Source organism: Prevotella sp. C0026C3 (assembly GCF_056590795.1).
This window is the reverse complement of the sequence record NZ_JBWPWW010000001.1, coordinates 244,359-269,741: the sequence shown is the minus strand read 5'-3', so window position 1 is coordinate 269,741 and position 25,383 is coordinate 244,359. Positions and strand designations below refer to the sequence as shown.

The 25,383-nt window shown below is 44.6% G+C and carries 20 protein-coding genes; 17 read left to right on the top strand and 3 right to left on the bottom strand.

The window, feature by feature from the left end; all coding sequences use genetic code 11:
• Positions 1-176: 176 nt before the first annotated feature.
• Genes AC1EK4_RS01035 through lpxA form a run of 4 tightly spaced genes read left to right on the top strand, consistent with a single transcriptional unit; the run spans position 177 to position 6,871 of the window.
• Positions 177-1,376, top strand: a complete 1,200-nt coding sequence (locus AC1EK4_RS01035; RefSeq protein ID WP_480356676.1) for an efflux RND transporter periplasmic adaptor subunit — start codon at positions 177-179, stop codon at positions 1,374-1,376.
• Between the two features lie 31 nt (positions 1,377-1,407).
• Positions 1,408-4,671, top strand: coding sequence for an efflux RND transporter permease subunit (locus AC1EK4_RS01030; RefSeq protein ID WP_480356674.1), 3,264 nt, complete (start codon positions 1,408-1,410; stop codon positions 4,669-4,671).
• 3 nt (positions 4,672-4,674) lie between these two features.
• Positions 4,675-6,063 (top strand): efflux transporter outer membrane subunit, encoded by a 1,389-nt coding sequence (locus AC1EK4_RS01025; RefSeq protein ID WP_036896730.1) that lies wholly within the window; start codon positions 4,675-4,677, stop codon positions 6,061-6,063.
• A gap of 25 nt (positions 6,064-6,088) precedes the next feature.
• Positions 6,089-6,871, top strand: coding sequence for an acyl-ACP--UDP-N-acetylglucosamine O-acyltransferase (lpxA, locus tag AC1EK4_RS01020; RefSeq protein WP_480356672.1), 783 nt, complete (start codon positions 6,089-6,091; stop codon positions 6,869-6,871).
• A gap of 76 nt (positions 6,872-6,947) precedes the next feature.
• On the opposite strand, the gene AC1EK4_RS01015 is transcribed toward lpxA, so the two are convergent.
• The gene (locus AC1EK4_RS01015; protein ID WP_480356670.1) at positions 6,948-7,814 is read right to left on the bottom strand and encodes a RagB/SusD family nutrient uptake outer membrane protein; all 867 of its coding nucleotides are present in this window, start codon (positions 7,812-7,814) and stop codon (positions 6,948-6,950) included.
• On the opposite strand from AC1EK4_RS01015, the gene AC1EK4_RS01010 reads away from it, so the two are divergent.
• A complete protein-coding gene (locus AC1EK4_RS01010; protein WP_082721653.1) occupies positions 7,808-7,945 on the top strand; it encodes a glycoside hydrolase family 97 C-terminal domain-containing protein in 138 nt (45 codons plus the stop codon). The genes AC1EK4_RS01015 and AC1EK4_RS01010 overlap by 7 nt on opposite strands.
• A gap of 50 nt (positions 7,946-7,995) precedes the next feature.
• On the opposite strand, the gene AC1EK4_RS01005 is transcribed toward AC1EK4_RS01010, so the two are convergent.
• Positions 7,996-8,778, bottom strand: coding sequence for a radical SAM protein (locus AC1EK4_RS01005; protein ID WP_036900065.1), 783 nt, complete (start codon positions 8,776-8,778; stop codon positions 7,996-7,998).
• A gap of 194 nt (positions 8,779-8,972) precedes the next feature.
• On the opposite strand from AC1EK4_RS01005, the gene AC1EK4_RS01000 reads away from it, so the two are divergent.
• The 9 genes from AC1EK4_RS01000 (at position 8,973) to AC1EK4_RS00960 (ending at position 16,981) form a co-directional block, all read left to right on the top strand.
• On the top strand, positions 8,973-10,094 hold the full coding sequence (locus tag AC1EK4_RS01000) for an AAA family ATPase (protein ID WP_480356668.1): 1,122 nt from the start codon (positions 8,973-8,975) through the stop codon (positions 10,092-10,094).
• Positions 10,095-10,381: 287 nt separating this feature from the next.
• The gene (gene nhaA / locus AC1EK4_RS00995) at positions 10,382-11,701 is read left to right on the top strand and encodes a Na+/H+ antiporter NhaA (protein WP_480356666.1); all 1,320 of its coding nucleotides are present in this window, start codon (positions 10,382-10,384) and stop codon (positions 11,699-11,701) included.
• A 131-nt stretch (positions 11,702-11,832) separates the two neighbouring features.
• Positions 11,833-12,711 (top strand): cell division protein FtsX, encoded by an 879-nt coding sequence (locus tag AC1EK4_RS00990; RefSeq protein ID WP_036900059.1) that lies wholly within the window; start codon positions 11,833-11,835, stop codon positions 12,709-12,711.
• 25 nt (positions 12,712-12,736) lie between these two features.
• The gene (locus AC1EK4_RS00985) at positions 12,737-12,982 is read left to right on the top strand and encodes a DUF3098 domain-containing protein (RefSeq protein ID WP_036900057.1); all 246 of its coding nucleotides are present in this window, start codon (positions 12,737-12,739) and stop codon (positions 12,980-12,982) included.
• Positions 12,979-13,845 carry an undecaprenyl-diphosphate phosphatase gene (locus tag AC1EK4_RS00980; RefSeq protein ID WP_036900054.1) on the top strand — a complete coding sequence of 289 codons (867 nt, stop codon included), beginning with the start codon at positions 12,979-12,981 and terminating at the stop codon, positions 13,843-13,845. The genes AC1EK4_RS00985 and AC1EK4_RS00980 overlap by 4 nt, the downstream gene beginning before the upstream one ends.
• Complete coding sequence (gene truB, locus AC1EK4_RS00975; protein WP_036900051.1) at positions 13,845-14,543, top strand: tRNA pseudouridine(55) synthase TruB; 699 nt, start codon at positions 13,845-13,847, stop codon at positions 14,541-14,543. Before AC1EK4_RS00980 ends, truB begins: the two co-directional genes overlap by 1 nt.
• Positions 14,544-14,556: 13 nt before the next feature.
• On the top strand, positions 14,557-15,738 hold the full coding sequence (gene queA / locus AC1EK4_RS00970) for a tRNA preQ1(34) S-adenosylmethionine ribosyltransferase-isomerase QueA (protein ID WP_036900049.1): 1,182 nt from the start codon (positions 14,557-14,559) through the stop codon (positions 15,736-15,738).
• Positions 15,738-16,148 (top strand): 2-amino-4-hydroxy-6-hydroxymethyldihydropteridine diphosphokinase, encoded by a 411-nt coding sequence (gene folK, locus AC1EK4_RS00965; protein WP_480356665.1) that lies wholly within the window; start codon positions 15,738-15,740, stop codon positions 16,146-16,148. Before queA ends, folK begins: the two co-directional genes overlap by 1 nt.
• Positions 16,149-16,222: 74 nt before the next feature.
• Positions 16,223-16,981 (top strand): sirohydrochlorin cobaltochelatase, encoded by a 759-nt coding sequence (locus AC1EK4_RS00960; protein ID WP_036900073.1) that lies wholly within the window; start codon positions 16,223-16,225, stop codon positions 16,979-16,981.
• A gap of 76 nt (positions 16,982-17,057) precedes the next feature.
• Here AC1EK4_RS00960 and rpsO read toward each other — a convergent pair whose 3' ends face one another.
• On the bottom strand, positions 17,058-17,327 hold the full coding sequence (gene rpsO / locus AC1EK4_RS00955; protein ID WP_480356663.1) for a 30S ribosomal protein S15: 270 nt from the start codon (positions 17,325-17,327) through the stop codon (positions 17,058-17,060).
• A gap of 461 nt (positions 17,328-17,788) precedes the next feature.
• Between rpsO and AC1EK4_RS00950 the strand changes: the two genes are divergently transcribed.
• The 3 genes from AC1EK4_RS00950 to typA all read left to right on the top strand — a co-directional run bounded on the left by AC1EK4_RS00950 (position 17,789) and on the right by typA (position 25,350).
• Complete coding sequence (locus tag AC1EK4_RS00950; protein WP_480356661.1) at positions 17,789-21,109, top strand: SusC/RagA family TonB-linked outer membrane protein; 3,321 nt, start codon at positions 17,789-17,791, stop codon at positions 21,107-21,109.
• A gap of 13 nt (positions 21,110-21,122) precedes the next feature.
• The gene (locus AC1EK4_RS00945) at positions 21,123-22,742 is read left to right on the top strand and encodes a RagB/SusD family nutrient uptake outer membrane protein (protein ID WP_480356703.1); all 1,620 of its coding nucleotides are present in this window, start codon (positions 21,123-21,125) and stop codon (positions 22,740-22,742) included.
• Positions 22,743-23,547: 805 nt separating this feature from the next.
• The gene (typA, locus tag AC1EK4_RS00940) at positions 23,548-25,350 is read left to right on the top strand and encodes a translational GTPase TypA (protein WP_036900039.1); all 1,803 of its coding nucleotides are present in this window, start codon (positions 23,548-23,550) and stop codon (positions 25,348-25,350) included.
• Positions 25,351-25,383 lie beyond the last annotated feature (33 nt).

Here is a 25,383-nt window from a genome sequence, read left to right as displayed (position 1 = left end):
AATAAAACCTGATTGCAGACTAAAGTTTGCAAAGAATTTGTACTTTTGTGTCGCAAAACTTTTATAGCGATATAAGTTTTTAGATTAATACGTCATAAGATAGCTGATAGAGGCATGTTGCGCGTCAGACTACATGATATGAGATAGAAATAATAATTATATATAGTATTTAAGGTATGAAGATTAAGACTTATTTGTTTGTTGGAGCCGTTGGGCTCTTGATAGCTTCATGTGGCAACAAGCGCAATCAGTTGCCAACCGATAACCATTATCCGGTAGTAACCATTGGTTCTCAGAGTGCAGAGATGCAAACTACTTATCCAGCAACTATCAAAGGTGTGCAGGATGTGGAGATACGTCCAAAGGTTTCGGGATTCATTACGAAGGTTTGTGTACAACAAGGTCAGGCTGTAAAAGCCGGTCAATTGTTGTTTGTTATAGACAATGAGACCTATCAAGCAGCTGTCCGTCAGGCTCAAGCTGCTGTGAATACAGCTCGCTCAGGGATGAATACGGCTAAGTTGACTTACGACAATAGCCAGAAACTTTTTAGTAGCAATGTCATCGGTTCGTATGAGTTGCAGTCGGCAAAGAACTCCTATGAGAGTGCACATGCGTCTTTGGCACAGGCCGAGGCATCCTTGGCTTCGGCTAGAGAGATGCTGAGTTACTGCTATGTGAAGAGCCCGGCTAACGGTGTAGTAGGCGATATTCCTTATAAAGTAGGTGCATTGGTAAGTGCATCCAGCCCCGATGCGTTGACCACAGTGTCTAATACGAGCACCATGGAAGTATACTTCTCGATGACCGAAAAGGATATGTTGGAGCTCTCAAAGAAGGCCGGTGGCGTGCATGCTGCTATTAGTGACTACCCGGCAGTGAAGCTACAGCTGGCCGACGGAACTATCTACGACCGTCCGGGAAAGGTGACGAAAGTGAGCGGAGTGATTGATCAAAGTACCGGTTCGCTTTCTATGATCGCTCGTTTCGACAATCCCGACCATGTATTGAAGAGTGGTGGCGCCGGTTCTATCATTGTTCCAAACATTCATAGTAATGCTATTGTGATACCACAAAGTGCAACTACGGAGATACAAGATAAAGTATTTGTTTATACGGTAGGCTCAGACGGTAAGGTGAAGTATACGGAAATCACTGTCGATCCACAGAATGATGGGCGTAATTATGTGGTTTTGACCGGTTTGAAGGTGGGCGACCGCATCGTAACCAAGGGTTTGACGTCGTTGACCGACGGTATGAAGATAGAGCCAATATCCGAAGCCCAGTATGAAGTAAACTTAGAAAAGGCAACCAAGATGGCAGCCAATCAAGGCTCGGCAAAGGGTTTTATTGATACCATGAAGGGTAAAAAGTAGAGAAAAAGATTGTTGAAAATAACTGTTTATTATGACATTTTCAAGATTTATTGAACGTCCTGTACTGTCAACGGTGGTATCAGTCTTCCTCGTTTTGTTGGGATTGATAGGCTTAATATCGCTACCTGTTGAGCAGTATCCGGACATTGCGCCACCTACTATATCCGTATCGACGGTTTATACGGGTGCAGATGCGCAGACGGTATTGAACTCCGTAGTCACTCCTTTGGAGGAAAGTATCAACGGAGTAGAGAACATGACCTACATGACATCGTCGGCAACGAATGATGGTATGGCCATGATTACGGTGTACTTCAAACAAGGTACCGACCCGAACATGGCTGCCGTGAATGTACAGAACCGTGTACAACAGGCGCAAGCGTTGCTACCTGCCGAGGTAACACAGGTGGGTGTGACTACTTCAAAGCGTCAGACGAGTAACGTCATCATGTATAGTATCACGACAGAAGATGGTCGTTACGACGCCAAATTCGTGACCAACTATAACAACATTAATATTATTCCGGCCTTGAAGCGTGTATCCGGGGTGGGCGATGTGCAGACTTTCAGTACCAAGACCTACTCTATGCGTATTTGGTTGCAGCCTGATAAGATGAAACAGTATGGTTTGATACCATCTGATATAGCTGCATCTTTGGCCGAACAGAATATCGAAGCCGCTCCCGGTAAGTTCGGTGAGCAGAGCAATGCCAGCTTCGAATACGTGATGCGCTATAAAGGTAGATTGAAGACACCGACCGAATATGGCAACATCCTCATCAGTAATTCGTCGACAGGACAGACACTTCACCTGCGCGATGTGGCTAAGATAGAGCTTGGCGGACTAAATTATGCTGTTGGACAGAAGAACAACAACCAGCCCTCTGTGATGGGTATGGTACAGCAGATAGCCGGTTCTAACGCTAATGATATTGCCAAAGGTGTGAAGCAGGTGCTTGAAGAACAAGCCAAAAACTTCCCTCCCGGACTGGAATACAAGATAGACTATGATGTAACAGAGTTTCTCTATGCCTCTATCGAAGAAGTTGTAATGACATTAATTATCACCTTCGTGCTGGTGTTCTTCGTGGTTTACATCTTCTTACAAGACTTCCGTTCGACGTTGATTCCGTTGATTGCCGTGCCGGTATCATTGATTGGTACCTTCCTTTTCCTTTGGATATTCGGTTTCTCCATCAACTTGCTGACGTTATCTGCGCTACTTTTGGCCATCGCTATTGTAGTGGACGACGCCATAGTGGTGGTGGAAGCGGTGCATGCCAAGCTAGATTTGGGTTATAAGAGTGCAAAGACGGCTTCTATTGACGCCATGAATGAGATTTCAGGTGCTATTATTTCTATTACGCTTGTTATGGCTTCGGTGTTCGTTCCGGTGTCGTTCATCAGCGGAACGAGCGGTACATTCTATCGAGAGTTTGGTGTTACGATGGCTGTAAGTATCGTTATCTCGGCTATTAATGCCTTGACGCTGTCTCCGGCTCTTTGTGCTATGTTCTTGAAACCGCACGACAAAGACGGCCATGAGCGCAAGATGAGTCGCATAGACCGTTTTCATACTGCTTTCAATACAGCCTTTGACAAGATGCTCGTGAAGTATCGTAAGGGCGTAGAGAATATCATTGGTCATCGTATTGTGACAATATCTACCGTTGTTGTGGGTATTGTATTGTTGGTCATCTCAATGGGTGTGACCAAGACCGGGCTTGTTCCGGATGAAGATACAGGTACATTGTTCGTCACCATCTCGCTTCCTCCTGCTACCAGTCAGGCCGAAACGCAGAAGGTTACCGACCGTGTGGATGCCATGTTGGCAAGCAATCCAGCTATCCAAAGCCGTGAACAAATCGTCGGTTATAACTTTATTGCCGGTCAAGGTTCCGACCAAGCCACCTTTATTATCAAGTTGAAGCCTTTCGACGAGCGCCCCAGCGGATTCTTCTATAAACTCTCAGGCTTGTGGCAGGGTGATGGTATCATGCGATTCTTCGTCAATCCAATGGCTAATACGTCTGTCCTTGGTATGATATACAAGCAGATTGCCTCTATCAAAGGAGCGCAGATTCTAGCATTTGGACCTCCTATGATTCCCGGTTTTTCGGCTACCAACGGTCTAACATTCTCTATGCAGGATAAGACGGGTGGCGATTTGAACAAGTTCTTCAGCGTTACTCAGGACTTCTTAAAGGAACTGAACAAGCGTCCGGAGATTTCAAATGCGATGACATCGTACAATCCTAACTACCCACAATATATGGTAGATGTGGACGTAGCCAAATGTAAACAGAGCGGAATCAGTCCAAGAGTGGTTCTTTCTACATTGCAAGGATACTACGGCGGACTCTATGCTTCTAATTTTAATAGCTATGGTAAGCTCTTCCGCGTGATGATCCAAGGTGACGTTGCAAGCCGTATGCGCCCCGGAGACTTAACGAATATCTATGTACGTACGGCTGCCGGAATGGCTCCTATCAGTGAATATTGCACACTGAAGCGTGTCTATGGACCGTCTAATGTGAACCGTTTCAACCTGTTTACAAGTATCAATATCAATGCAACACCGGCCGATGGTTATTCTTCAGGAGATGCTATCAAGGCCGTACAAGAAGTTGCTCAGCAGAATTTACCGACCGGTTACGGTTACGATTTCTCCGGTTTGACCCGTTCGGAGCAGGAGTCTAGCAATACCACAGCCATCATCTTTGTGCTGTGTATTGTGTTCGTTTACTTGATTTTGTCGGCTCAATACGAGAGTTATTTGCTTCCGTTGTCGGTTATCTTGTCGTTACCTTTCGGTTTGGCAGGTGCATTTATCTTCACCAACTTGTTTGGTCACAGCAACGATATCTACATGCAGATTTCGCTGATTATGCTTATTGGTCTGCTAGCTAAGAACGCTATCTTGATAGTAGAGTTCGCTTTGCAGCGTCGTCGTACCGGTATGGCTATCAAGTATGCCGCTATTTTGGGTGCTTCTTCGCGTCTTCGTCCTATCTTGATGACCGGTTTTGCCATGGTCATTGGTCTGTTACCGATGATGTTTGCAAGCGGTGTAGGCAAGAATGGTAACCAGACTCTAGGTGCAGCAGCCGTTGGTGGTATGCTTATTGGTATGATGATTCAGATCTTTGTAGTACCGGCTTTGTTCGTTATCTTTGAATATTTGCAAGAGAAGTTCAAGCCTATTGTCTTCGAAGACGAGAACAATCCCGAAGTTGCTACTGAGTTGCAGCAATATGCTCGACGCCCTATTGAATATAAAGTAGAAGAAAAGTAAATGATGAAAATAAAGAGTTTAATCATATTAGGCCTTGCAGTCGTGTCTTTGACAGGCTGTAAGAGCCTATACGGAAAATACGAACGACCTGTTATCAACACGCAGGGACTGGTGAGGGACACTGTTTCCGTCACCGATACGTTGGCAGTTCGCGACACGGCGAGCTTTGGTAATCTGCCTTGGCGCAGTGTGTTTACCGACCCACAGTTGCGTGTTCTCATCGAAAAAGGGTTGACTAACAACACCAATTTGCTCAATGCTGCCCTCAATGTTGATATGGCTGAGGCTCAACTCAAGGCTGCAAAGTTGGCATTCTTGCCTTCTTTCACCTTTGCTCCCAATGGAACTATCGCTTCATGGGATGGAAATAAGGCTACGAAGACCTATTCGTTACCCATTTCAGCCAGTTGGACAGTCGATCTCTTTGGCAATTTGTTGTCATCCAAGCGTAGTGCGCAGATGGCTTTGATAGGCACTAAAGACTATCAAGTGGCGGTGAAGACCAAGCTGATAGCCAATATTGCCAACCTTTATTACACCCTGTTGATGCTCGACGAAGAAGTGAATATCATCACCAACATGGAGAAGTTGACCAAAGATACATGGGATGTGATGAAGATACAGAAGGAACTTGGCCGCGTACGTTCTACCGGAGTACAGAGTGCCGAAGCCAGTTACTACTCTGTCATGGCACAGAAGGCCGACCTTCTACGTAATATTCGTGAGGCCGAGAACTCGCTTTCTCTCTTGCTAGGTCAGCCGGCTCAGACCATTGTCCGTGGTAAATTGGCAGATCAGAGCCTTCCCGACAACTTTTCAACAGGTATCTCTCTCCAACTATTGAACAATCGCGCAGATGTTCATGCTGCCGAGATGAATTTGGCACAGTGCTTCTATGGTGTGGAGAATGCGCGTAGTCGCTTCTATCCCAACCTCACAATTTCGCCCACAGGTGCCTTTACCAACAGTGGTGGCATGGGTATCGTGAATCCCGGTAAGTTCTTGTTGAGTGCGGTAGGTAGTCTTGTACAGCCTATTTTCCAGCGTGGACAACTCATTGCCGGACTCCGTGTAGCGAAAGACCAGTACCAAGCTGCCTACAACACATGGCAACAGTCGCTTTTGAGTGCGGGCAGTGAAGTGAGCAACGCCCTGATACTTTACAACGCTTCGGCGTCTAAAAGCCGTATCGAGGAAAAGCAGGTGGCTACGCTGAAGCAGAACGTTGTCGATACCAAACTGTTGATGTCGCAATCCAACAGCACCTATTTGGAGGTTATTAGTGCCCAGCAGAGCCTACTCAATGCAGAACTTTCCAAGGTGCAAGACGACTTCTCCAAGATGCAGGCTGTGGTTAATCTATATTATGCACTGGGCGGTGGAGCCAAGTAATTGTCGAATTTTAAAACAAGAAAAGATGGCAAGTCAAATAAGTCCTAAAGCAGAAGTTTCTCCCAAAGCAAAGATAGGAGACAACTGTACTATATATCCTTTCGTTTTCATCGAGGACGATGTGGAGATTGGCGACAACTGTGTAATCTTCCCATTTGTGAGCATTCTCAACGGTACTCGCATGGGTAGCCACAACAAGGTACATCAGTGCACGGTGTTAGGTGCGCTCCCTCAGGATTTTGAATTTACCGGGGAGTATTCTCGACTCATCATCGGCGACAATAATATTATTCGTGAGAACGTGGTTATCAACCGTGCCACACACCGCGGATGTACCACGGTGATAGGTAATGATAACTTCCTGATGGAAGGATCCCATATCTCTCATGACACCAAGGTGGGTAATCAGTGTGTGTTCGGATACGGTACCAAGATAGCCGGAGATTGCGAAATCGGGAACGGAGTAATCTTCTCAAGCAGCGTCATTGAGAATAGTAAGACCCGCGTAGGCGACCGTGCGATGATTCAAGCCGGCACTACTTTCTCCAAAGATATACCACCTTATATTATAGCAGGTGGTCGTCCGGTGTCTTATACGGGTATCAACGATGTGATGTTGACCCAAGATGGTGTCGACGAAAAGATACAGAAGCATATTGCTAATGCTTATCGACTGGTGTTCCATGGGCAGACAAGCGTGTTCGATGCAGTGCTTCAAGTGAAGGAACAAGTGCCCGATAGCATTGAAATTCAGAATATTGTGAATTTTATCGAGGGTACACAATTAGGTATTATCAGCAAGATGTAGTTCATACCTATACATCTTGTGTTTATGATAAGGGCTGGCCGTGAGGTCAGCCCTTATTGTTTTTCAGTCGGTTTTGTTAATATCCGAGATTCTGAGTCATGCCCGGATTCAAGTCAATTTGGCTAAACGGAATTGGCAAAAGTTGTTGATAGTCCTTGATGCCATATTCGGTGATAGCGAGTTTGTTACGTTTCATGAAAGCGAAGTTGCCGATACTGTAGAGCAACAACTTTTGTCTTGCTTCCTTGATACCTGTAATCCCACTGTCCGAAACACTGATATGCTTGGCATCTACTACCTGTTTCAAATAATTGTTGGCTTGTGTTGCCTGCCCGGTATGTACCATACATTCCGCATAGAGCAGCATTACGTCAGTGTAATTCAGCACTGGTAACGAATACGAAGAATAATCCTTGAAGCCTTTTTCGGCATTTCTTATGTATTGAGGTCTTAACGATAGTATATTCTCTTTGCTGTAACTGTTGATGGCTTTAAGCGTTTCCAGATTGCTGTAGTTGCTATTGTCGAGACTATAATAGCCGTTTTTGACGACTTTCTCCAGTAATGGCGTCGCCGAGTTGTAGTCGCCTTGATACATATAAATTTGTGCCAAGATGATACGTGCCACATCTTTAGGGACGAAGAAGAATCCCTCTTCACCATTTAACGATTCATTTCGTTCTTCTTTTAGTGACTCAATGGCATTCTTTGGGTTTGTTTCCAAATTAGTAAAGATCGTCTTCTTGCCAGTGCGTACAATTCGACTACCAGAATCGGTTTGTCTTTGTGATAGATAAGGCATATCGCCCCAAGCCACTACCATGTTGTAATAGATGAGTGCATGGAACACGTTACAATAGTTTTTGAACAGGTTGAGTCGCTGTGCATCGGCCTCTTTGATTAAAAGTATATTGTTGATGGCATCGTACACATAAGATGACACTCTTTACCGATGGTTTTAATGCCGGCTTACAAGCTATGGACTACCGCATGGAAAAGAAAAAAGCGAACTCTGATACCACGCTCAATATCCGTATGGTACGTAATGGTGGGTTCACGGCTGTAGTGGAATAAGTGATGATGATAGACAATAAAAAAGGTAAGAGTTTGAACTCTTACCTTTTCTAATATGATGCTGTACAGGGGATTCTGGCAGCAATGACGCGGTCGCGGATGGTATCCAATTCCTCGCGAGTGGCCTTTTGGAGATGTGTGTCGGGTGTTTCACGGTCGATAGTGTATACCATGACCTCGCTCGGAGCTATCTCTTTGACAGCTTCAAGCCATGGGGCAATGTAGTATTCCGATGTGTTGTCGACACTCTCACCGGCGTTGTTACAACCTTTCATAAACATGGTTTGGATGATGACGTGGCCGTTGAAGCTTTTTAGTTGGTCGATGATACGTTCCACGTTGTAGTTCGGACTGAGTGGGCGGTCTACCTTTTTGATGTATTCCGAGTCGACGGTATCCAGCTTTTGAATATTGTTGTCTACCTTCATGAGTGCCTCGTGTACGGCTTTCTGTTTAAGAAAGGTGGCGTTGCTAAGCACACTTACCTTTGCATCGGGACAATATTGGTTACGCAGACAGATGGTGTCGTCGATGATTTCGGGGAAATGCGGATTGCTCGTAGGCTCTCCATTGCCTGCAAACGTCAATACGTTGGGGTGTTCACCGGCTTCGTGCATCTTTTTAAGTTGTGCCTCAAGCTTTTTGGCTACAAGTTCGCGAGTAGGGAAAGGAGACTGTGTGCGATGGTCGGCATTAAATCCGCATTCGCAATAGATGCAGTCAAAAGTACATGCTTTGCCGTCGCCCGGTAGCAAGTTGATGCCTAGGGACAATCCTAATCGGCGACTATGTACCGGTCCGAAAATCGGTGATGGATATATTATCGTACTCATAATGTCTGTATAAAGTTGGTTTACAAAGGTAATGAAAATCCTGTTATGGTGGCATTTGTGCCCGATTTTATGTTCTGAAGTAATGATGCTACGTAAGAATTAGCATATTTTATACTTATTACCATCTTATGATAATTACATGATGGTAATTGGAAAAAGATGATTATCTTTGCATTAACAAGCTTATTTCTATTATGATAGCAAATCCTTTTATATTGCATGGTTATGTATCTGACGATTTGTTCTGCGATCGAGTGGCGGAAACCGGTATCATACGCGAGCATCTAGAGAATGGTCGCAATGTGGCATTGATGGCTCAGCGACGTATGGGAAAGACCGGTCTTATCTCCCATTTCTTTCATCAGAAGGATATACAGCAATGCTATTATACTTTTTTGGTAGATATATATGCGACGAAATCGTTGCAAGAGATGGTCAATGTGCTAGGTAAAGAAATACTCAGTGCATTGAAACCTTTTGGTAGAAAGGTATTAGAATTGTTTATGGATTGTCTCCGATCGGTTCGTTCGGGTATATCGTTTGACCAATATGGTAATCCAACTTGGAATGTGGAGTTGGGGGACATACAGAATCCGGAAGTAACGCTTGATGAAATTTTCCGGTATTTGGAGATGGCTGATAAACCTTGTCTTGTTGCTATAGATGAGTTTCAAGCCATTTGTATGTATCCGGAAAAAAGTGTTGAGGCCTTGTTACGAACTAAGATACAACGATGCCATAATGCCTATTTTGTATTCTCCGGGTCTCAACGTACCATGATGACTGAGATGTTTTTGAGCCATAGTCGTCCGTTTTATCAAAGTACGGCGTTGCAGCATATTGGTGCTATAGACTTGAGTGTATATACAGAATTTGCTACTCGTTTGTTTAGAGAGGGCTGTCGAGTACTTTATGCTGATGTTGTGGAAGAAATATACAGTATGTTTGATGGTGTTACATGGTATCTACAGCGTATACTCAACAAGTTATATGTGCTGACAACGGAAGGAGGAGAATGTAAGAAGGAACTTGTCCCTGTGGCTATTACCCGCATCCTTGATGAGAGTGCATTTGCTTATGAGGCTTTGTTATATCAGTTGCCGGCCAAACAGAAAGAATTGTTTCGTGCCATTTGCAAAGAGGGCAAGGCTCGGAATCTGATGTCGGAAGAATTTATTCGTAGACATAGGCTGGCATCGGCTAGTTCGATACAGTCTGCTATCAAAGGATTGTTGGATAAGGATTTCATAACACGTCATGATGATTACTATGAGAGTTACGACTTCTTTTTCCGTTTATGGTTATTAAGACAATAAGTTTATAGGGAAACCCATACCTTATTTTATTATACGTGCAAGGTCATTGTATTGTTGTAGGTATATGGGATGGGATGAGAGGTGGGGCGTTTGGTTATTTCGTCTTTTCTTAGTACCTTTGCAGACGCAAATGGATATGAATCTTGGGAAGCACGTTTGGTCTGGGCTTCATGTTTTCATCAATGAAAGAGATGCGTGTTAGGAAATATCAAGAAGTGATGTGTATACTTGATGTATCGCTAGATAGAGATGCGCACTCTTGCTTTTTTCACTTATAAAATATTAAAATGGTACAGCATCTTCAGCAGACAATAGGACGACATGTGTTCATGCCGATACAACAATTTATGCAAAAGGAGCGTTCTAGCAGCATCGTCTTAGGTCTCTCAGTCGTCATAGCTTTGCTATTGGCAAATTCTCCTTGGCGCGAAGATTATTTTGCTTTCTTTGAACAGCATTTCGGTTTTATATGGAATGGTAAACCTTATCTGAATTTCAGTTTGGAACATTGGGTGAATGACGGACTTATGTCTATCTTCTTCTTCGTTATCGGATTGGAGTTGAAACGAGAGTTTATCGGTGGCGAACTACGCCATTTAAGTAAGGTAGTGTTACCTGTTGGAGCGGCTATTTTCGGCATGTTGGTACCTTCGCTCATCTATTTGGCATTCAATGCCGGTACGCCTGTGGCTCATGGATGGGGAATCCCTATGGCTACCGACATCGCTTTTGCACTGGCCATACTTTATCTGTTGGGTAACAGAGTGCCTCTTTCGGCAAAGATATTCCTCACGACATTGGCTATTGTTGATGACTTAGGGTCGGTATTAGTGATAGCGTTGTTCTATACGTCCAATATTTCGTTGATGAGTATTGGTGTCGGTATGCTCTTCTTGTTGCTGATGTTTGTGGGCAATAAGTTGGGTGTGAAGAACGTATGGTTTTATGGTATCATAGCCGTTGGTGGTGTATGGGTATGCTTTTTGATGTCGGGAGTGCACGCTACTATCTCGGCTGTGCTGTCTGCCTTTATGATTCCAGCCGACTCTTCTATCCCTGAAGCCGCATTCATTGCTCGTTTGAAGCAACGGATGAAGGATTTTGAGGCTGCCGAGTCTAATGATGTGATGACACTGGAAGAGGAACAAGTGGAGATTATCTCGGATGTAAAAAGAGATACGCGGAGCGCTATCCCACCGCTCCAACGACTAGAACACAGTATCCAACCGTTTGTTTCGTTCGTCATCATGCCTATATTTGCTCTTGCCAATGCCGGTGTCTCGTTTGTAGATATGGATGCTTCAATGATATTTGAGAACCATGTGGCTATCGGAGTGATGCTTGGCTTGCTATTGGGTAAACCAATAGGTATCTTATTGTCGGTATGGTTGCTTACCAAACTTAAGATAGGACGCCGCGATAAGGCTATGTCTTGGCGAGTGTTGACGGGACTAGGCTTCCTCGCTTCCATTGGTTTCACGATGTCAATGTTTGTTTCTGTGCTCGCTTTTACCGAGCCCGGAAGCATTGTTTTGGCCAAGTTGGGTATTTTTGCAGCGTCGATCGTGGGCGGAATTGTGGGCTATTTGCTGTTGCGTAAAGCTTGATGCCGATAGGACGGAGCCATTATGGTCATGCCGGAAGGGTAATACGGGTGTTAATGCACGTTAATCACTCGTTTTATCAGTGTTTTTTTTGTTACTTTGCAACGATTTTGGTGTAATATACCTTGTACAGAATGGGAAAGAAAAAGAACGGTACCCGTAATCCTCGTGGATTGCAGGTTGTTACTCTTTGTATCAGCACTGCGTTGGTACTTATATTATTAGGAATGGTCGTATTCTCTGTCTTGACAGCGAAGAATCTGTCTAACTACGTCAAAGAAAACCTAATGGTGACGATGATGTTGCAAGACGACATGACCAATCCCGAAGCAAAACAACTATGTCAATCGCTTCAAAACCGTCCTTATATCAATACTGTCCACTTTATTAGTAAGGAAGAAGCGTTGAAAGAGCAGACGCTAGCCATGGGGACAGACCCATCTGAGTTTATCGGGGGGAATCCTTTCTTGGCCTCGATAGAAGTTCGGCTCAAGGCCGATTACGCCAATAGCGACTCTTTGAAATGGATAACGAAGGAGTTGAAACGTAATTCTAAGGTGAGCGATATTACTTACCAACAAGATTTGATGGATAGTGTGAACACCCATTTGAGGCGTATCAGTATCGTATTGTTGGTGCTGGCGGCTCTCTTGACATTCGTTTCTTTTTCGTTGATCAGCAACACTGTCCGTCTTAGTATTTATGCACGGCGCTTCTCTATACACACGATGAAACTCGTAGGAGCATCGTGGAGCTTCATTCGTAAGCCGTTTATCAAGCGCAATGTCGTCATAGGAGTTGTTGCAGCATTGCTGGCCGATGTGGTATTGGGAGGTATGTTGTTTGCTCTCTATGCCTATGAGCCGGGTATGTTGACCGTTGTCACATGGCAGGTAATGGCCATTACGGGTGCATCTGTATTCCTCTTTGGAATCATTATTACGGCCATTTGCGCCAATATATCTGTCAACAAGTTCCTCCGAATGAAAGCCGGAGACTTATATAAGATTTAATTTTGAACATCAATCAGGGATTATCATGGATAAAAGAAATCTGGCTTTTGGAAAAAGCAACTTCGTGTTATTGGCTATAGGCGTATTAGTTGTCATCATTGGCTTTATCATGATGAGTGGCGGAAGTTCTACGGAGAATATGTACGATCCTTCTATTTTCAACGCTCAGCGTATCAAAGTGGCACCTGTCGTATGCTTGATAGGCTTCCTATCTATTATTTATGCCATTTTGCACAAGTCTAAAGATTCTAACGATAACATCGACTCATGACCATTATACAGACAATCATCCTTGCCATTGTAGAAGGATTGACCGAGTTTTTGCCCGTATCTTCTACGGGCCACATGATTATTACGCAAGGCTTATTGGGCATTGAGAGTACTCCATTTGTTAAGGCTTTCACCATTATTATACAGTTTGGTGCCATCCTTTCGGTGGTATGTCTCTATTGGAATCGCTTTTTCCGTTTAGATCATAGCCCTGCTGCGGCTGGTAGTACGCCGTTACAGAAGTTCTTGCATAAGTGGGATTTCTATTGGAAACTGCTCGTTGCTTTTGTTCCTGCGGTAGTTATCGGACTTATCGGCAAGAAGACCGGGCTGATAGATCGCTTCCTAGAGAGTGTGGAAGTAGTGGCTATCATGCTTGTTGTAGGTGGTATATTCATGCTGTTCTGCGACCGAATCTTCAATCAAGGGAGTGAAGAGAATCAGATAACAGAAAAGCGTGCATTCAATATAGGTTTGTTCCAGTGTATCGCCATGATTCCCGGAGTCTCTCGTTCGATGGCAACCATCGTCGGAGGTATGGCTCAGAAGCTCACTCGTAGGGCTGCGGCCGAGTTCTCTTTCTTCTTGGCTGTGCCTACAATGGCTGCTGCTACGGTGCTTGATGTATACGAATTGTTCTTCTCTTCAGATGCAGCGACAGCCGGATGGGCCACTACCGACAATCTAATGATGCTTGGGCTGGGCAGTGTGGTAGCCTTTGTTGTGGCACTTTTGGCCATGAAGTGGTTTGTTGCTTTCCTCACTAAATATGGATTTAGAGCCTTCGGTATCTATCGAATCATCGTCGGTGGCTTCATCTTGTTTTGGTTGTTGAGTGGTCACTCTTTAGCAATGGTGGGCTAATGAACTTCAAAACAGGAGAGATTTTCGGTATTGATAAACCGTATGGGAAGTCTAGCTTTGGTGCTTTGGCGCACGTCCGATATGTGCTAAGCAAGCATGTAGGCTATAAAGTGAAGATTGGTCATGCGGGTACACTCGACCCTTTGGCCACGGGAGTGTTGATACTTTGCACGGGCAAATGTACCAAGCAGATAGAGCAACTACAAAGTCATACCAAGGAATACACGGCAACATTACAGCTTGGAGCGACTACGGTGAGTTATGATATGGAGCATCCTGTGAACGAAACGTTCCCGACCGAGCATATCACTCGCGAACTTATAGAGCAGAAACTCGCCGGTTTTGTGGGCGATATTCAGCAAGTACCGCCTACCTATAGTGCTTGTAAGGTCAATGGTGACCGCGCTTATGCACTTCGTAGAGCTGGTGAGGAGGTGCGGTTGCAACCTAAAAATGTGCATATCGACGAGATTATGCTGACCGATTTCGACCCCATTAAGATGCAAGTAAGCATTCGGGTGGTCTGTGGTAAAGGTACTTATATCCGTGCTTTGGCTCGCGATTTAGGCAGGGCATTGCAGAGTGGAGCTTATCTGACGGCTCTTCGCCGCACTCGTGTAGGCGAGATAAAAGCAGAAGACTGTATCGATTTCGACCATATACAAGAGTGGATCGAACAACAAGAAATAGAAAAGTAAAGGTGGAAATATAATGAAACTATCGCAATTCAAATTTGATTTAGCCAAGGAGCAAGTCGCTCTCTATCCTCATAGCATCGTGCATGAGTTCACTAACGACAAAGGTGAGAAGAATTCTTTCACTGTTACGCGCCGTGACGAAGCCCGCCTGATGGTGCTTCATCGCAAGTCTGAAAAGATAGATATGTATCAAACGGACGAAAAGGGCGAACCGCTGAAAGATAAAAACGGTAATCCTGTGTATCTGGAATTCCGTAATATCCTCGACTATTTTGATGAGGGCGACACCTTTATCCTTAATGATACCAAGGTGTTCCCGGCTCGTCTTTATGGTACTAAAGAAAAGACCGATGCGAAAATCGAGGTATTCTTGCTGCGCGAATTGAACGAAGAGATGCGTCTTTGGGATGTGTTGGTAGAGCCGGCACGCAAGATTCGTATTGGCAATAAGCTCTTCTTCGACGAGAGCGGTACGATGGTGGCCGAGGTCATCGACAATACTACGAGCCGTGGTCGTACGCTTCGATTCCTCTACGACTGCCCTCACGACGAGTTCAAGAGAGAGTTGTTTGCATTGGGTGAGGCTCCATTGCCCCGTTATATCATTGATAATCGTGAGAGCCAAACCGCTACGGCTGAGGATTTAGACGACTTCCAGTGCGTATTTGCACAGAACGAAGGAGCCGTTACGGCTCCGGCTACCGGTTTACACTTTAGTCGTGAATTGATGAAGCGTATGGAGATACGCGGTATCAATACTGCTTATATCACGCTACATTGCGGTCTTGGCAACTTCAATTCTATTGAAGTAGAAGACTTGACCAAACATAAGATGGAATCGGAGCAGATGATTGTAGGTGCCGAGGCTTGCAAAATCGTGAACGAGACCAAGCAATCAGGCCATCGTGTATGTGCTGTCGGTACCAGCATTGTGAAAGCTACGGAGACAGCTGTGGGCACCGATGGTATGCTGAAAGAATATGATGGATGGACCAATAAGTTTATCTTCCCTCCTTATGATTTCGGATTGTCCGACTGTATGGTAGCCAATTTCTATCATCCTTATTCTACATTGCTCATGTCTACGGCTGCTTTTGGTGGTTACGACTTGGTGATGGAGGCTTATAACTTGGCTTCTAAAAATGGTTATAAGTTCGGTTGCTTCGGCGACTCTTTACTCATTCTCGACGATTGATGCACAAGGTCTATCTGTCGTTGGGGGCTAATATCGGCAATCGAAAACGTACGATGCACGATGCTATAGTCCTCTTGGAAGAGAGGGTAGGGACTGTTTTGCGCAGTTCCTCCCTTCTTGAAACAGAGCCTTGGGGATTCTCTTCTCCCAATAAGTTTATCAACATGTGTGTCTGTATAGACACTCCGCTGTCTCCACGACAATTGTTGAGGGTGACACAGCAGATAGAACGCGATCTTGGGAGGATGGAGAAGACCGATGGTGACAACTATACCGACCGCATCATTGATATAGACATTCTGCTATACGACCAACTTCACGTTGACGAATCCGATTTGAAGATTCCTCATCCATTAATGGAACAGCGTGAGTTTGTGATGATTCCGCTTCGTGAAATCCTCGAAGATTAATCCTAATAGCTTCCTATTATTCCATGAAAAGAATATCTTTCCTTTTTCTATTTTTCCTTTTTTCCCTCGTTTCTATGAGTCAAACAGCTATTTTGATGGTTCACTATGGGACTAATAACGATGCCCGTAGAACTAAGACATTGGATGCTATCAATGCTTTGGTGCACCAAAATACAGGCTTGGAAGTGCGCGAAACCTATTCTTCGAAGATGGTTATAGCTGCTTTGAAGAAGCGGAATATCCAAAAATACACTATTGCCGAGGCGCTTGAAGCACTGCATCGTGATGGCTATCGTCAGGTTGTGGTGCAGCCAACCCATTTGCTTGACGGCATCATGACCGGTATTATGAACGAGGCTATAGCCCCTCTTCGTCACAAGTTTGATACGATTAAGGTGGGAAGTCCGCTTTTTAGCAGCGTCGAAACATGTCAAAAGATGGTCGATGTGCTTACTCGCTCGATACCGGTATCGGCAGATAGCGAAGTGTTCTATGTGGGGCATGGTACCCAAAGTATGGCGAATGCCGTTTACAGTATGCTCGATTATATGTTCAGAGAACAGGGTGAGGGCAATCGCCATGTGGTGACTATCGAGGGGTATCCCGGTTTCGATAGTTTAAAGAAGATTCTCCAAACTTCCGGCCATCAGCATGTTGTCCTTGTACCGTTGCTCTATATCGCCGGTAACCATAAGGCCGAAGACCTCGATGGAGAGTGGAAAGAAGAGTTAGAACGAGCCGGTTACCAAGTCGAAGTGGTACAACATGGACTCGGTGAATTGCCTGAAGTGCAGCAATACCTTGTCGGTCAAATCCGGCAATTAATCCAATAATAGTAAAAAATAATCCCTGCCATCTCTCAAGATAGGCAGGGATTTTTCTTTAGCAAATTGTGCTTGAACTTTCAGATTATTTACGTAATCTAAGAGCTTTGATGATAGCACGGTAGCGCTCAATGTCTCTGTCGTAGAGATAGTCGAGCAATGCACGACGCTTTCCTACCAATTGTGTCAATGCACGTGTGGTAGTATGATCTTTACGGTTTTTCTTTACGTGCTCCGTCAAGTGGGCAATACGGAACGAGAACAATGCTATCTGGCTTTCAGCAGAACCAGTATCAGAGTTAGACTTTCCGTACTTACCAAAGATCTCTTCTTTCTTTGCTTTGTCTAAATACATAGCTTTTTGTTAATATTGATGTTATTTTATAGATGCCTTCACCTGCCTAGATAGATAAAAGCGGTGCAAAGGTACAATATTTTTTAGGCAAATCCTAGAGAAATCGTATTATTTTTCTCATTCCCTGTGTTTTTCTTGTGTTTGTTCGTGTGTACTTTGGAGGCTTTACTATACCTTATTATATATATAGGGCATCATCTCTCAATTTGCTAACATGAATATCTTTATTTTGTATAGGTAATATATTTGTTTATTTAGCTCATTTTTGGGTTTTATTTCTTAATATTTTCTTTTAGTACGACTAAATAAAAATATTATATCAAAAATATTCTATTATTTGATTATTTTTATATAACTTTACCGCGATTATCATGATTGATGCACGAATTATAGCAAATCTTGTTGTGAGAAATATATAGAAAACCGATAGAAACCAAAAACCATATTAATATTTTTGAATTATGACAACTAACTACAGAAAAGTATTATTGGGAGGAGCTATCCTTGCTTTGGGTAGTTCACCGTGCCTCGCGGCAGCTTCCAGCAATTCGGCTGAAGTTTTAGCAGTTCAGCAACAGTCGTCGAAAGTGACTGGTACCGTGTCTGATGATTTCGGTCCTATTATCGGAGCTTCGGTTGTTGTGAAGGGACAGACCATGGGGACTGTGACCGATATTGACGGACGTTTCACGCTTAATGCCAAGAAAGGACAAACCTTGGTGATTACTTATGTAGGCTTCGATAAGAAGGAAGTCGTATATAATGGTGAAGCTAGTCTGAACATCAAGATGACCGAAAGCTCACAGCTCATCTCTGAGGTGGTCGTAACAGGTTATGGTGGAAAGACTCGTCGTGCTAAGTTGACCAACTCTATCAGCAAGGTAAAGGAAGACGCTTTCAATGTGGGTGTATATTCTAACCCGGCTCAGGCGCTCGCGGGTGCTGTTGCCGGTTTGCGTGTCACCAGTACTTCCGGTAATCCGGGTTCTACTCCTAATATCGTTCTTCGTGGTGGTACCAACCTCAACGGTACTGGTTCTCCTCTAGTGATGGTCGATGGCCAGTTGCGCGAAAGTTTAAGCGACATCAACCCTGAGGATATCGAGTCTATGGAAATTTTGAAAGATGCCGGTGCTACGGCTCTTTATGGTGCTCGTGCCAACAATGGTGTAATCCTTGTTACCACAAAAACCGGTAAGAGTGGGCATCGTGAAATCAACTTAAAAGCTAAGGTGGGATGGAACTATGTGAACAATCCCTATGAATTCCTCGGTGCCAAAGATTATATTACTTACCAGCGTCTAGCTTATGCTAACTCTGATTGGGCTAGTAAAGCGGCTTTAGGTAACAAAACTCCGTTTGGTACAGGTAATAAATATGGTACCGGTATGGTTTGGAATATTCTACCATTGACCGATGCGAACAAAGGTTTGCTCGACAAGGGATGGAAGAGTATGGAAGATCCTGTCAATCCCGGTCAGACTCTTATCTATCGCGAGACCGATATAGCTAAGTACAGTTTCAACAATCCGGCTATGACACAGGATTATAATGCCAGCATGTCGGGTGGTGACGAGCGTGGTACTTACTATGCAGGTTTGGGTTACAATAAGTCTGAGGGCCTCCCCATAAAGTCGTTCTACGAGCGCTACAACTTCACTTTCAACGGTAGTTATAAGGTTACCGATTGGTTGAAGTCTAGTTCAAATTTCAGCTACAACCGTGCCAACTGGCAGAGTATGCCGGGTTCGCAGACTAGCGAAGCCAACTACTTCGGTCGTATCCAGTCGTTGCCTCCTACGGTTCGTTATGACGATGAAGATGGAAACATGTTGCTTGGTCCGAACTCTGGCGATGGCAACCAGTCTTACCAGCCCGATAAATGGGTTGTTGATAATCAGAGCGACAAGTTTACGATGATTCAGAGCTTCGATGCTGAACTTATTCCTAACTTGATGTTGCATGCTTCCGGACAATGGTACTACGATGAAGAACTTGACGGCAAATTTTCTAAAGATTTTGAAACCAATCCCGGCAAGTTCAATCGTACCCGCTCTACGTCTGAATATTTCAATCGTACATTCTCTCAAACTTATAATGCCACCATCAGTTATAATACTACGTTCTTGAAAGACCATACGATAGATGGATTGTTGGGTACTGAGTATTACGATAGATATACCAAACGTTTTAGTGCTGCAGGTAGTGGCGCTCCAACCGATGACTTCGCAGATTTGGGCTTGACCAGCTCTAAAGAGAATAAGCGTGATATAGATTCTTTCCATGAGAGATACCGTATCCTGTCTTATTTTGGTCGTGTCAACTACGACTATCAAGACAAGTATCTACTCTCCGGAGTATTCCGTTACGATGGTTACTCATCATTGTTAGGCAACAATCGTTGGGGCTTCTTCCCCGGTGTGTCTGCCGGATGGGTAGCTACGAAAGAGCAGTTTGTGAAAGATGCACTCCCGTTCCTGTCATATGGTAAGTTGCGTACTAGCTATGGTGTCAACGGTAATGCTTCGGGTATCGGTGCTTATACATTGCAAGGTAGATATGGTACAACCACTTATAATGGTAATACTGGCTTCTTGATAGGTACATTACCTAACCCCGGACTTCGTTGGGAAAAGAGCCATACCTTTGAAGTTGCAGTAGACTTAGGCTTCTTGAACAACCGCTTGACAGCTAACTTCACCTATTACAACCGTTTGACGCAGGATAAGTATGCTCAATTGACACTTCCTTCTACCACCGGTTTCTCTGGTATTACCAACAACAATGGTAAATTCCGCAACCGTGGTATCGAAATGGAGTTTGGTGCTCAAATCTTGAAAACCAAGGATATGAGCTGGAATGCTAATCTTAACATCGCTTATAACATCAATAAGATTGTTGCGCTTCCTTACAACAAACTGGAGCGTAATCGCCAAGGTGGACAGGAAATCTACACCGGACGTAAAGTTAAGAACGCTGCAGGACAAGAAGTTGATGAGACCATCTTTGTAGGTGGATACCAAGAAGGCCAAGAGCCCGGCTTGCTTGTAGGCTATCAGGCAGAAGGTATCTATAAGAGCTACGACGAGATTCCCGGTAATTTGGTAGTGAAATCAGGTAACGCCAATGGTAAATATATGTATGGTCCGGCAGCATGGGCAGCTCTCTCTGATAAACAGAAAGCAAATGCACTGCGTATCCAGCCGGGTGACGTGAAGTGGAAAGACATCAATGGCGACGGCATCATCGACAATCTCGACCAAGTGAAACTAGGTCATACCATGCCTCATTGGACTGGTGGTTTCAACTCTACTTTCAAGTATAAAGGCTTCACACTGTACACTCGTCTCGACTTCGCTCTTGATTTCAAGACTTACGATGGTACTACTCCTTGGTTCTTGGGTAATATGCAAGGTACCTATAATGCTACTACCGACGTATTCAATACATGGTCTGAGAGCAATCCTAACGCCAAGTATCCTCGTTATGTATGGGCCGACCAACTTGGTACCGGTAACTACAACCGTACTTCAAGCCTGTTTACCTACAATGGTAGCTATTTGGCTTTCCGCGAGATTTCGCTCGCTTATACCCTGCCAAAGGCTTGGGTAAGCAAACTCGCCATGAAGAATCTGGAAGTTTCTATTACCGGTCAGAACCTTGGTTATATCAAGTCTGCACCTATCGCAACACCTGAATACTCTCACGGTGGTGGCGCTTACTCCGGTATGGGATATGGATTGCCACGTACAATCATCTTGGGTGTGAACGCAACATTTTAATTGACACATAAGAATTAAAGACATGAAAGCAAAATATATTTTATCAACCATCATGGTTGGAACGACTTTGGGGCTCACGTCTTGTGCTGATAAACTCGACTTGGCACCAATTGATTACTATGGTAGTACATCGTATTGGAAGAATGATTCGCAAGCCGAAGCTTATATAGATGGTCTGCATAGCAATATGCGTAGCGCAGAGTGGACTCATAATATGGTGTTTGGCGATTTGCGTGGTGGTCAATATAAGGTAGGAACCACTGCCGATGGCTCTTCTACCGATGGTGGAGATATTGCTTCACAGAACTTTGATGCCGAGCATCCTGGTGTATCTAAATTTGGTAACTATTTCGGTTATATTGCTAACTGTAACCTAGCCATTGCTAGAATTGAGGCTGCCGACTATTTGGCCGATGCCGATAAGAAGTATTTCTTGGGTATAGCCTATGGCTTGAGAGCATTCTATTACTTCGATCTCTATCGCGTATATGGCGGTGTACCATTGCGTCTTGGTACAGAGGTAATTGATGGGCAGATTAATCCAGCAGAACTTTATATGCCTCGTGCCAAAGCTTCTGAAGTGATGGCTCAAATCAAAGCCGACTTGAAAAAGTCGCTGGAGAATTTCGGAGATAATGCAAAATTTGACCCGTATGGCCGCGGAAATAAGAAAGGTTATTGGTCGAAAGCTGCCACAGAGTGTTTGGCTGGTGAAGTGTACTTGTGGAATGCTAAGGTAAGCATCGGTGATAACAAGGCCAATACGGCCGATTTGGCTGTGGCTAAGGCTCATCTTGAAAGCGTGGCCAAGAATTACGGTCTTTCTTTACGACCTACTTTTGCCAGTGTATTTGATGCAGCCAATGGCAAGGGGAACAGCGAAATAGTCTTTGCTATACGCTATGCTGAAGGTGAAGCTACTAATTATTATAGCCAATATGTGTACAACATCGGTACCGGACAGTTGAATAAGAACGTGTATTTGGAAGATGGTACACTCTTCGACGACCCATTACAGATGGCAGGTGCAGGTGGTATTCAGCGCTATGAGTACAAAGAGGCGTTGTTCAATAAGTTTGATAAGGAAGATTCTCGCCGCTTGGCAACTTTCCTACCTACTTATAAGAAAGCTGCAGATAACTCTCTTACTTACTGGGGAACAGTGGTAAGAAAGAATATCGGTATTATCAATTCTGCCGGACTGCGTGTGTTCTGTGGCGATATACCTTACTATCGACTGTCGTGGGTTTACCTCTCTTTGGCCGAAATTGCAAATATGCAAGACGACAAGGCTGCTGTAGAGAAGTATATCAACGATGTTCGCGAGCGTGCTTATGGTAAAAACTGGGCCGATAAGTTTAAGTTTGTTGCTGGCGACTTTACCAAGAACGAGTTGGCCATCTTAGCTGAAAAGGATAAAGAGTTTGTACAGGAAGGCCAGCGTTGGTGGGATTTGTGTCGTATGACCTACACCAAGAATGGTAAGCATCTCGTCTTCATGAAAGAGGGAAGTGTGGATGGTACCTCTCCTGTTTTGGAGGAATCGGAATCTCACAAGCTCTTGTGGCCGATTGATAAGAATACTCTTAACAACGACGATGCTTTGGAACAGACTCCGGGGTATACCAAATAACCGCACGGAAAGCTAAATATTAGAGACATAGGGTTGGGGAACATTTGTTCCTCGACCCTATTTTTTGTAGTGGGGGGAGATAGGGGGAGTCCACATTTTTCATAACATCATGGTGTATATTCCGTTCTTTTCAAACTTCTATCTTGTCCGAAGGACAGCCCTCTCAATAGCCGTAATCCTTTAGGCTTATGGGAAATGCGTAAGAGATTTGAGTCTGAAAGACTCCCCCTTGCCGTGTTATAATCTATATGCAAGGCGTATAGGGGCAGTCTTGTCAGACTGGAAGTTGGTTGTCTACGCTGTCCGGAGACTATCTTCGCTATCGCTTGATAGTCCCCGGCTCTTAAAAGGGCTGTCCTTCGGACAGAAGAATGCTCTTTGGACGAATTCAATTCGTCATTATAGAAGTCCCACCCGAACCCTCCTCATAGAGGGGAGGGCGAAAGGAATGAACCTTTCCCGTCCTACAATTTAAGAACTCATAAACTCAAGAACTAACAAACTAACCTCAAAAAATCGTTTATTTGTCAACTCAAAACCTTCTCCCTCCCCCTTTGGGGAGGGTGGGGTGGGGCTTCTGCAACGGCTCTTCACTACTGCTGCCTCGCCCATTTAGCGATACTGTTCGGCCAAGGCAGCAATGTTGCCACGACGCTGCAGCGAGTTGAGGGTGACTAGTTAGGAGTGAGTAGTGAGTAATTTGGGGTGAGAAGTGTTATGCAAAAGGAGAGTATAAATAGTGTTATCAGCGTGTTGGTATGTGAAGAATAATCCGTACCTTTGCATCGAATTTTAAGGTAAAAGAATGCAAGATATTAGAAACATTGCGATTATAGCACACGTCGACCACGGTAAAACAACATTGGTCGACAAGATGATGCTCGCTGGTAAACTGTTCCGTGACGGCCAGAATAACAGCGGCGAGGTATTGGACTCCAATGATTTGGAGCGTGAGCGAGGGATAACGATTCTTTCAAAAAACGTATCTATCAACTGGAAAGGTACGAAAATCAATATTATAGATACTCCGGGACACTCTGATTTCGGTGGTGAAGTAGAGCGTGTATTGAATATGGCCGATGGTTGTATTCTGCTTGTTGACGCGTTTGAAGGCCCGATGCCCCAGACTCGTTTCGTACTTCAGAAGGCTCTTCAGATAGGTTTGAAACCGGTCGTTGTGGTAAACAAGGTAGATAAACCCAACTGTCGTCCAGATGAAGTGTACGAGATGGTATTCGACTTGATGTGCGATCTGAAGGCTACCGAAGACCAATTGGACTTCCCGGTGGTCTATGGTTCGGCTAAGAACGGCTGGATGGCTGAAGACTGGAAGCAACCTACCGACAATATCGAGTATCTGTTGGATAAGATTGTAGAAGTGATTCCTGCACCGAAGCAGTTGGAGGGTACTCCACAGTTGCTCATCACATCGCTCGACTATAGCAGTTATACAGGTCGTATTGCCGTAGGTAGGGTGCATCGTGGTACGTTGACCGACGGTATGAATGTGACGGTTAGCCATCGCGACGGTTCAAAGGATCGCACCAAGATAAAGGAATTGCACACTTTTGAGGGCATGGGTCACGTGAAGACCGACCATGTAGACAGTGGTGATATATGTGCTGTCATCGGTTTGGAAAGGTTTGAGATTGGCGATACCATCTGTGATTTTGAGAATCCGGAGCCTCTTCCACCTATCGCTATCGACGAGCCTACGATGAGTATGCTGTTTACCATCAACGATTCTCCGTTCTTCGGACGTGAAGGAAAGTTCTGTACTTCTCGTCATATCAACGACCGTTTGAAGCACGAATTGGAGAAAAATCTTGCTTTGCGCGTTCGTCCGTTCGAGGATAGTACCGATAAATGGATTGTCAGCGGGCGTGGTGTGCTTCATCTCTCTGTGTTGGTTGAGACCATGCGTCGTGAAGGTTACGAGCTACAGGTGGGTCAGCCACAGGTTATCTACAAAGAGATTGATGGCGAGAAGTGCGAACCCATCGAGGAATTGACGATTAATGTGCCCGAAGAGTTTGCCAGCAAAATGATTGATATGGTAACCCGTCGTAAGGGCGATTTGCTGGGAATGGAAAATCAGGGCGACCGTGTGAATATCGAATTTGAGATTCCTTCGCGTGGTATCATCGGTTTGCGTACCAACGTATTGACCGCTAGTCAGGGCGAAGCTATCATGGCTCACCGTTATAAAGATTATCAACCGTTCAAGGGAGAGATTCAACGTCGCTCCAACGGTTCACTTATAGTGATGGAAACCGGTACAGCTTATGCTTACTCTATCGACAAATTGCAAGATCGTGGAAAGTTCTTCATCGATCCGGGTGAGGACGTTTATGCCGGTCAGGTAGTGGGTGAGCATATCCACGAGAACGATTTGGTTATCAACGTAACCAAGGCTAAGCAGTTGACTAACGTGCGTGCCAGTGGTTCAGATGAAAAGGCAAGGGTGGTTCCTAAGACCGTTATGAGTTTGGAGGAATGCTTAGAGTATATCCGTCAAGACGAATTGGTAGAGGTAACACCGAAGAATATGCGTATGCGCAAGTTGATTTTGGATCACTTGGAGCGTAAGCGTGCGAACAAAGAATAAGATTTCTGAAAATAGAATCGGGGGCATCCACAA

Excerpts from the sequence above, each read along its gene's own strand:
- AC1EK4_RS01035 (WP_480356676.1), top strand. The coding sequence starts at position 177 with ATGAAGATTAAGACTTATTTGTTTGTTGGAGCCGTTGGGCTCTTGATA.
- nhaA (WP_480356666.1), top strand. The coding sequence starts at position 10,382 with ATGGTACAGCATCTTCAGCAGACAATAGGACGACATGTGTTCATGCCG.
- AC1EK4_RS01005 (WP_036900065.1), bottom strand. The coding sequence starts at position 8,778 with ATGAGTACGATAATATATCCATCACCGATTTTCGGACCGGTACATAGT.
- AC1EK4_RS01010 (WP_082721653.1), top strand. The coding sequence starts at position 7,808 with ATGACACTCTTTACCGATGGTTTTAATGCCGGCTTACAAGCTATGGAC.
- AC1EK4_RS00980 (WP_036900054.1), top strand. The coding sequence starts at position 12,979 with ATGACCATTATACAGACAATCATCCTTGCCATTGTAGAAGGATTGACC.
- queA (WP_036900049.1), top strand. The coding sequence starts at position 14,557 with ATGAAACTATCGCAATTCAAATTTGATTTAGCCAAGGAGCAAGTCGCT.
- truB (WP_036900051.1), top strand. The coding sequence starts at position 13,845 with ATGAACTTCAAAACAGGAGAGATTTTCGGTATTGATAAACCGTATGGG.
- AC1EK4_RS01000 (WP_480356668.1), top strand. The coding sequence starts at position 8,973 with ATGATAGCAAATCCTTTTATATTGCATGGTTATGTATCTGACGATTTG.
- folK (WP_480356665.1), top strand. The coding sequence starts at position 15,738 with ATGCACAAGGTCTATCTGTCGTTGGGGGCTAATATCGGCAATCGAAAA.
- AC1EK4_RS01025 (WP_036896730.1), top strand. The coding sequence starts at position 4,675 with ATGAAAATAAAGAGTTTAATCATATTAGGCCTTGCAGTCGTGTCTTTG.
- typA (WP_036900039.1), top strand. The coding sequence starts at position 23,548 with ATGCAAGATATTAGAAACATTGCGATTATAGCACACGTCGACCACGGT.
- AC1EK4_RS00990 (WP_036900059.1), top strand. The coding sequence starts at position 11,833 with ATGGGAAAGAAAAAGAACGGTACCCGTAATCCTCGTGGATTGCAGGTT.
- AC1EK4_RS00960 (WP_036900073.1), top strand. The coding sequence starts at position 16,223 with ATGAGTCAAACAGCTATTTTGATGGTTCACTATGGGACTAATAACGAT.
- lpxA (WP_480356672.1), top strand. The coding sequence starts at position 6,089 with ATGGCAAGTCAAATAAGTCCTAAAGCAGAAGTTTCTCCCAAAGCAAAG.
- rpsO (WP_480356663.1), bottom strand. The coding sequence starts at position 17,327 with ATGTATTTAGACAAAGCAAAGAAAGAAGAGATCTTTGGTAAGTACGGA.
- AC1EK4_RS00950 (WP_480356661.1), top strand. The coding sequence starts at position 17,789 with ATGACAACTAACTACAGAAAAGTATTATTGGGAGGAGCTATCCTTGCT.
- AC1EK4_RS01030 (WP_480356674.1), top strand. The coding sequence starts at position 1,408 with ATGACATTTTCAAGATTTATTGAACGTCCTGTACTGTCAACGGTGGTA.
- AC1EK4_RS00985 (WP_036900057.1), top strand. The coding sequence starts at position 12,737 with ATGGATAAAAGAAATCTGGCTTTTGGAAAAAGCAACTTCGTGTTATTG.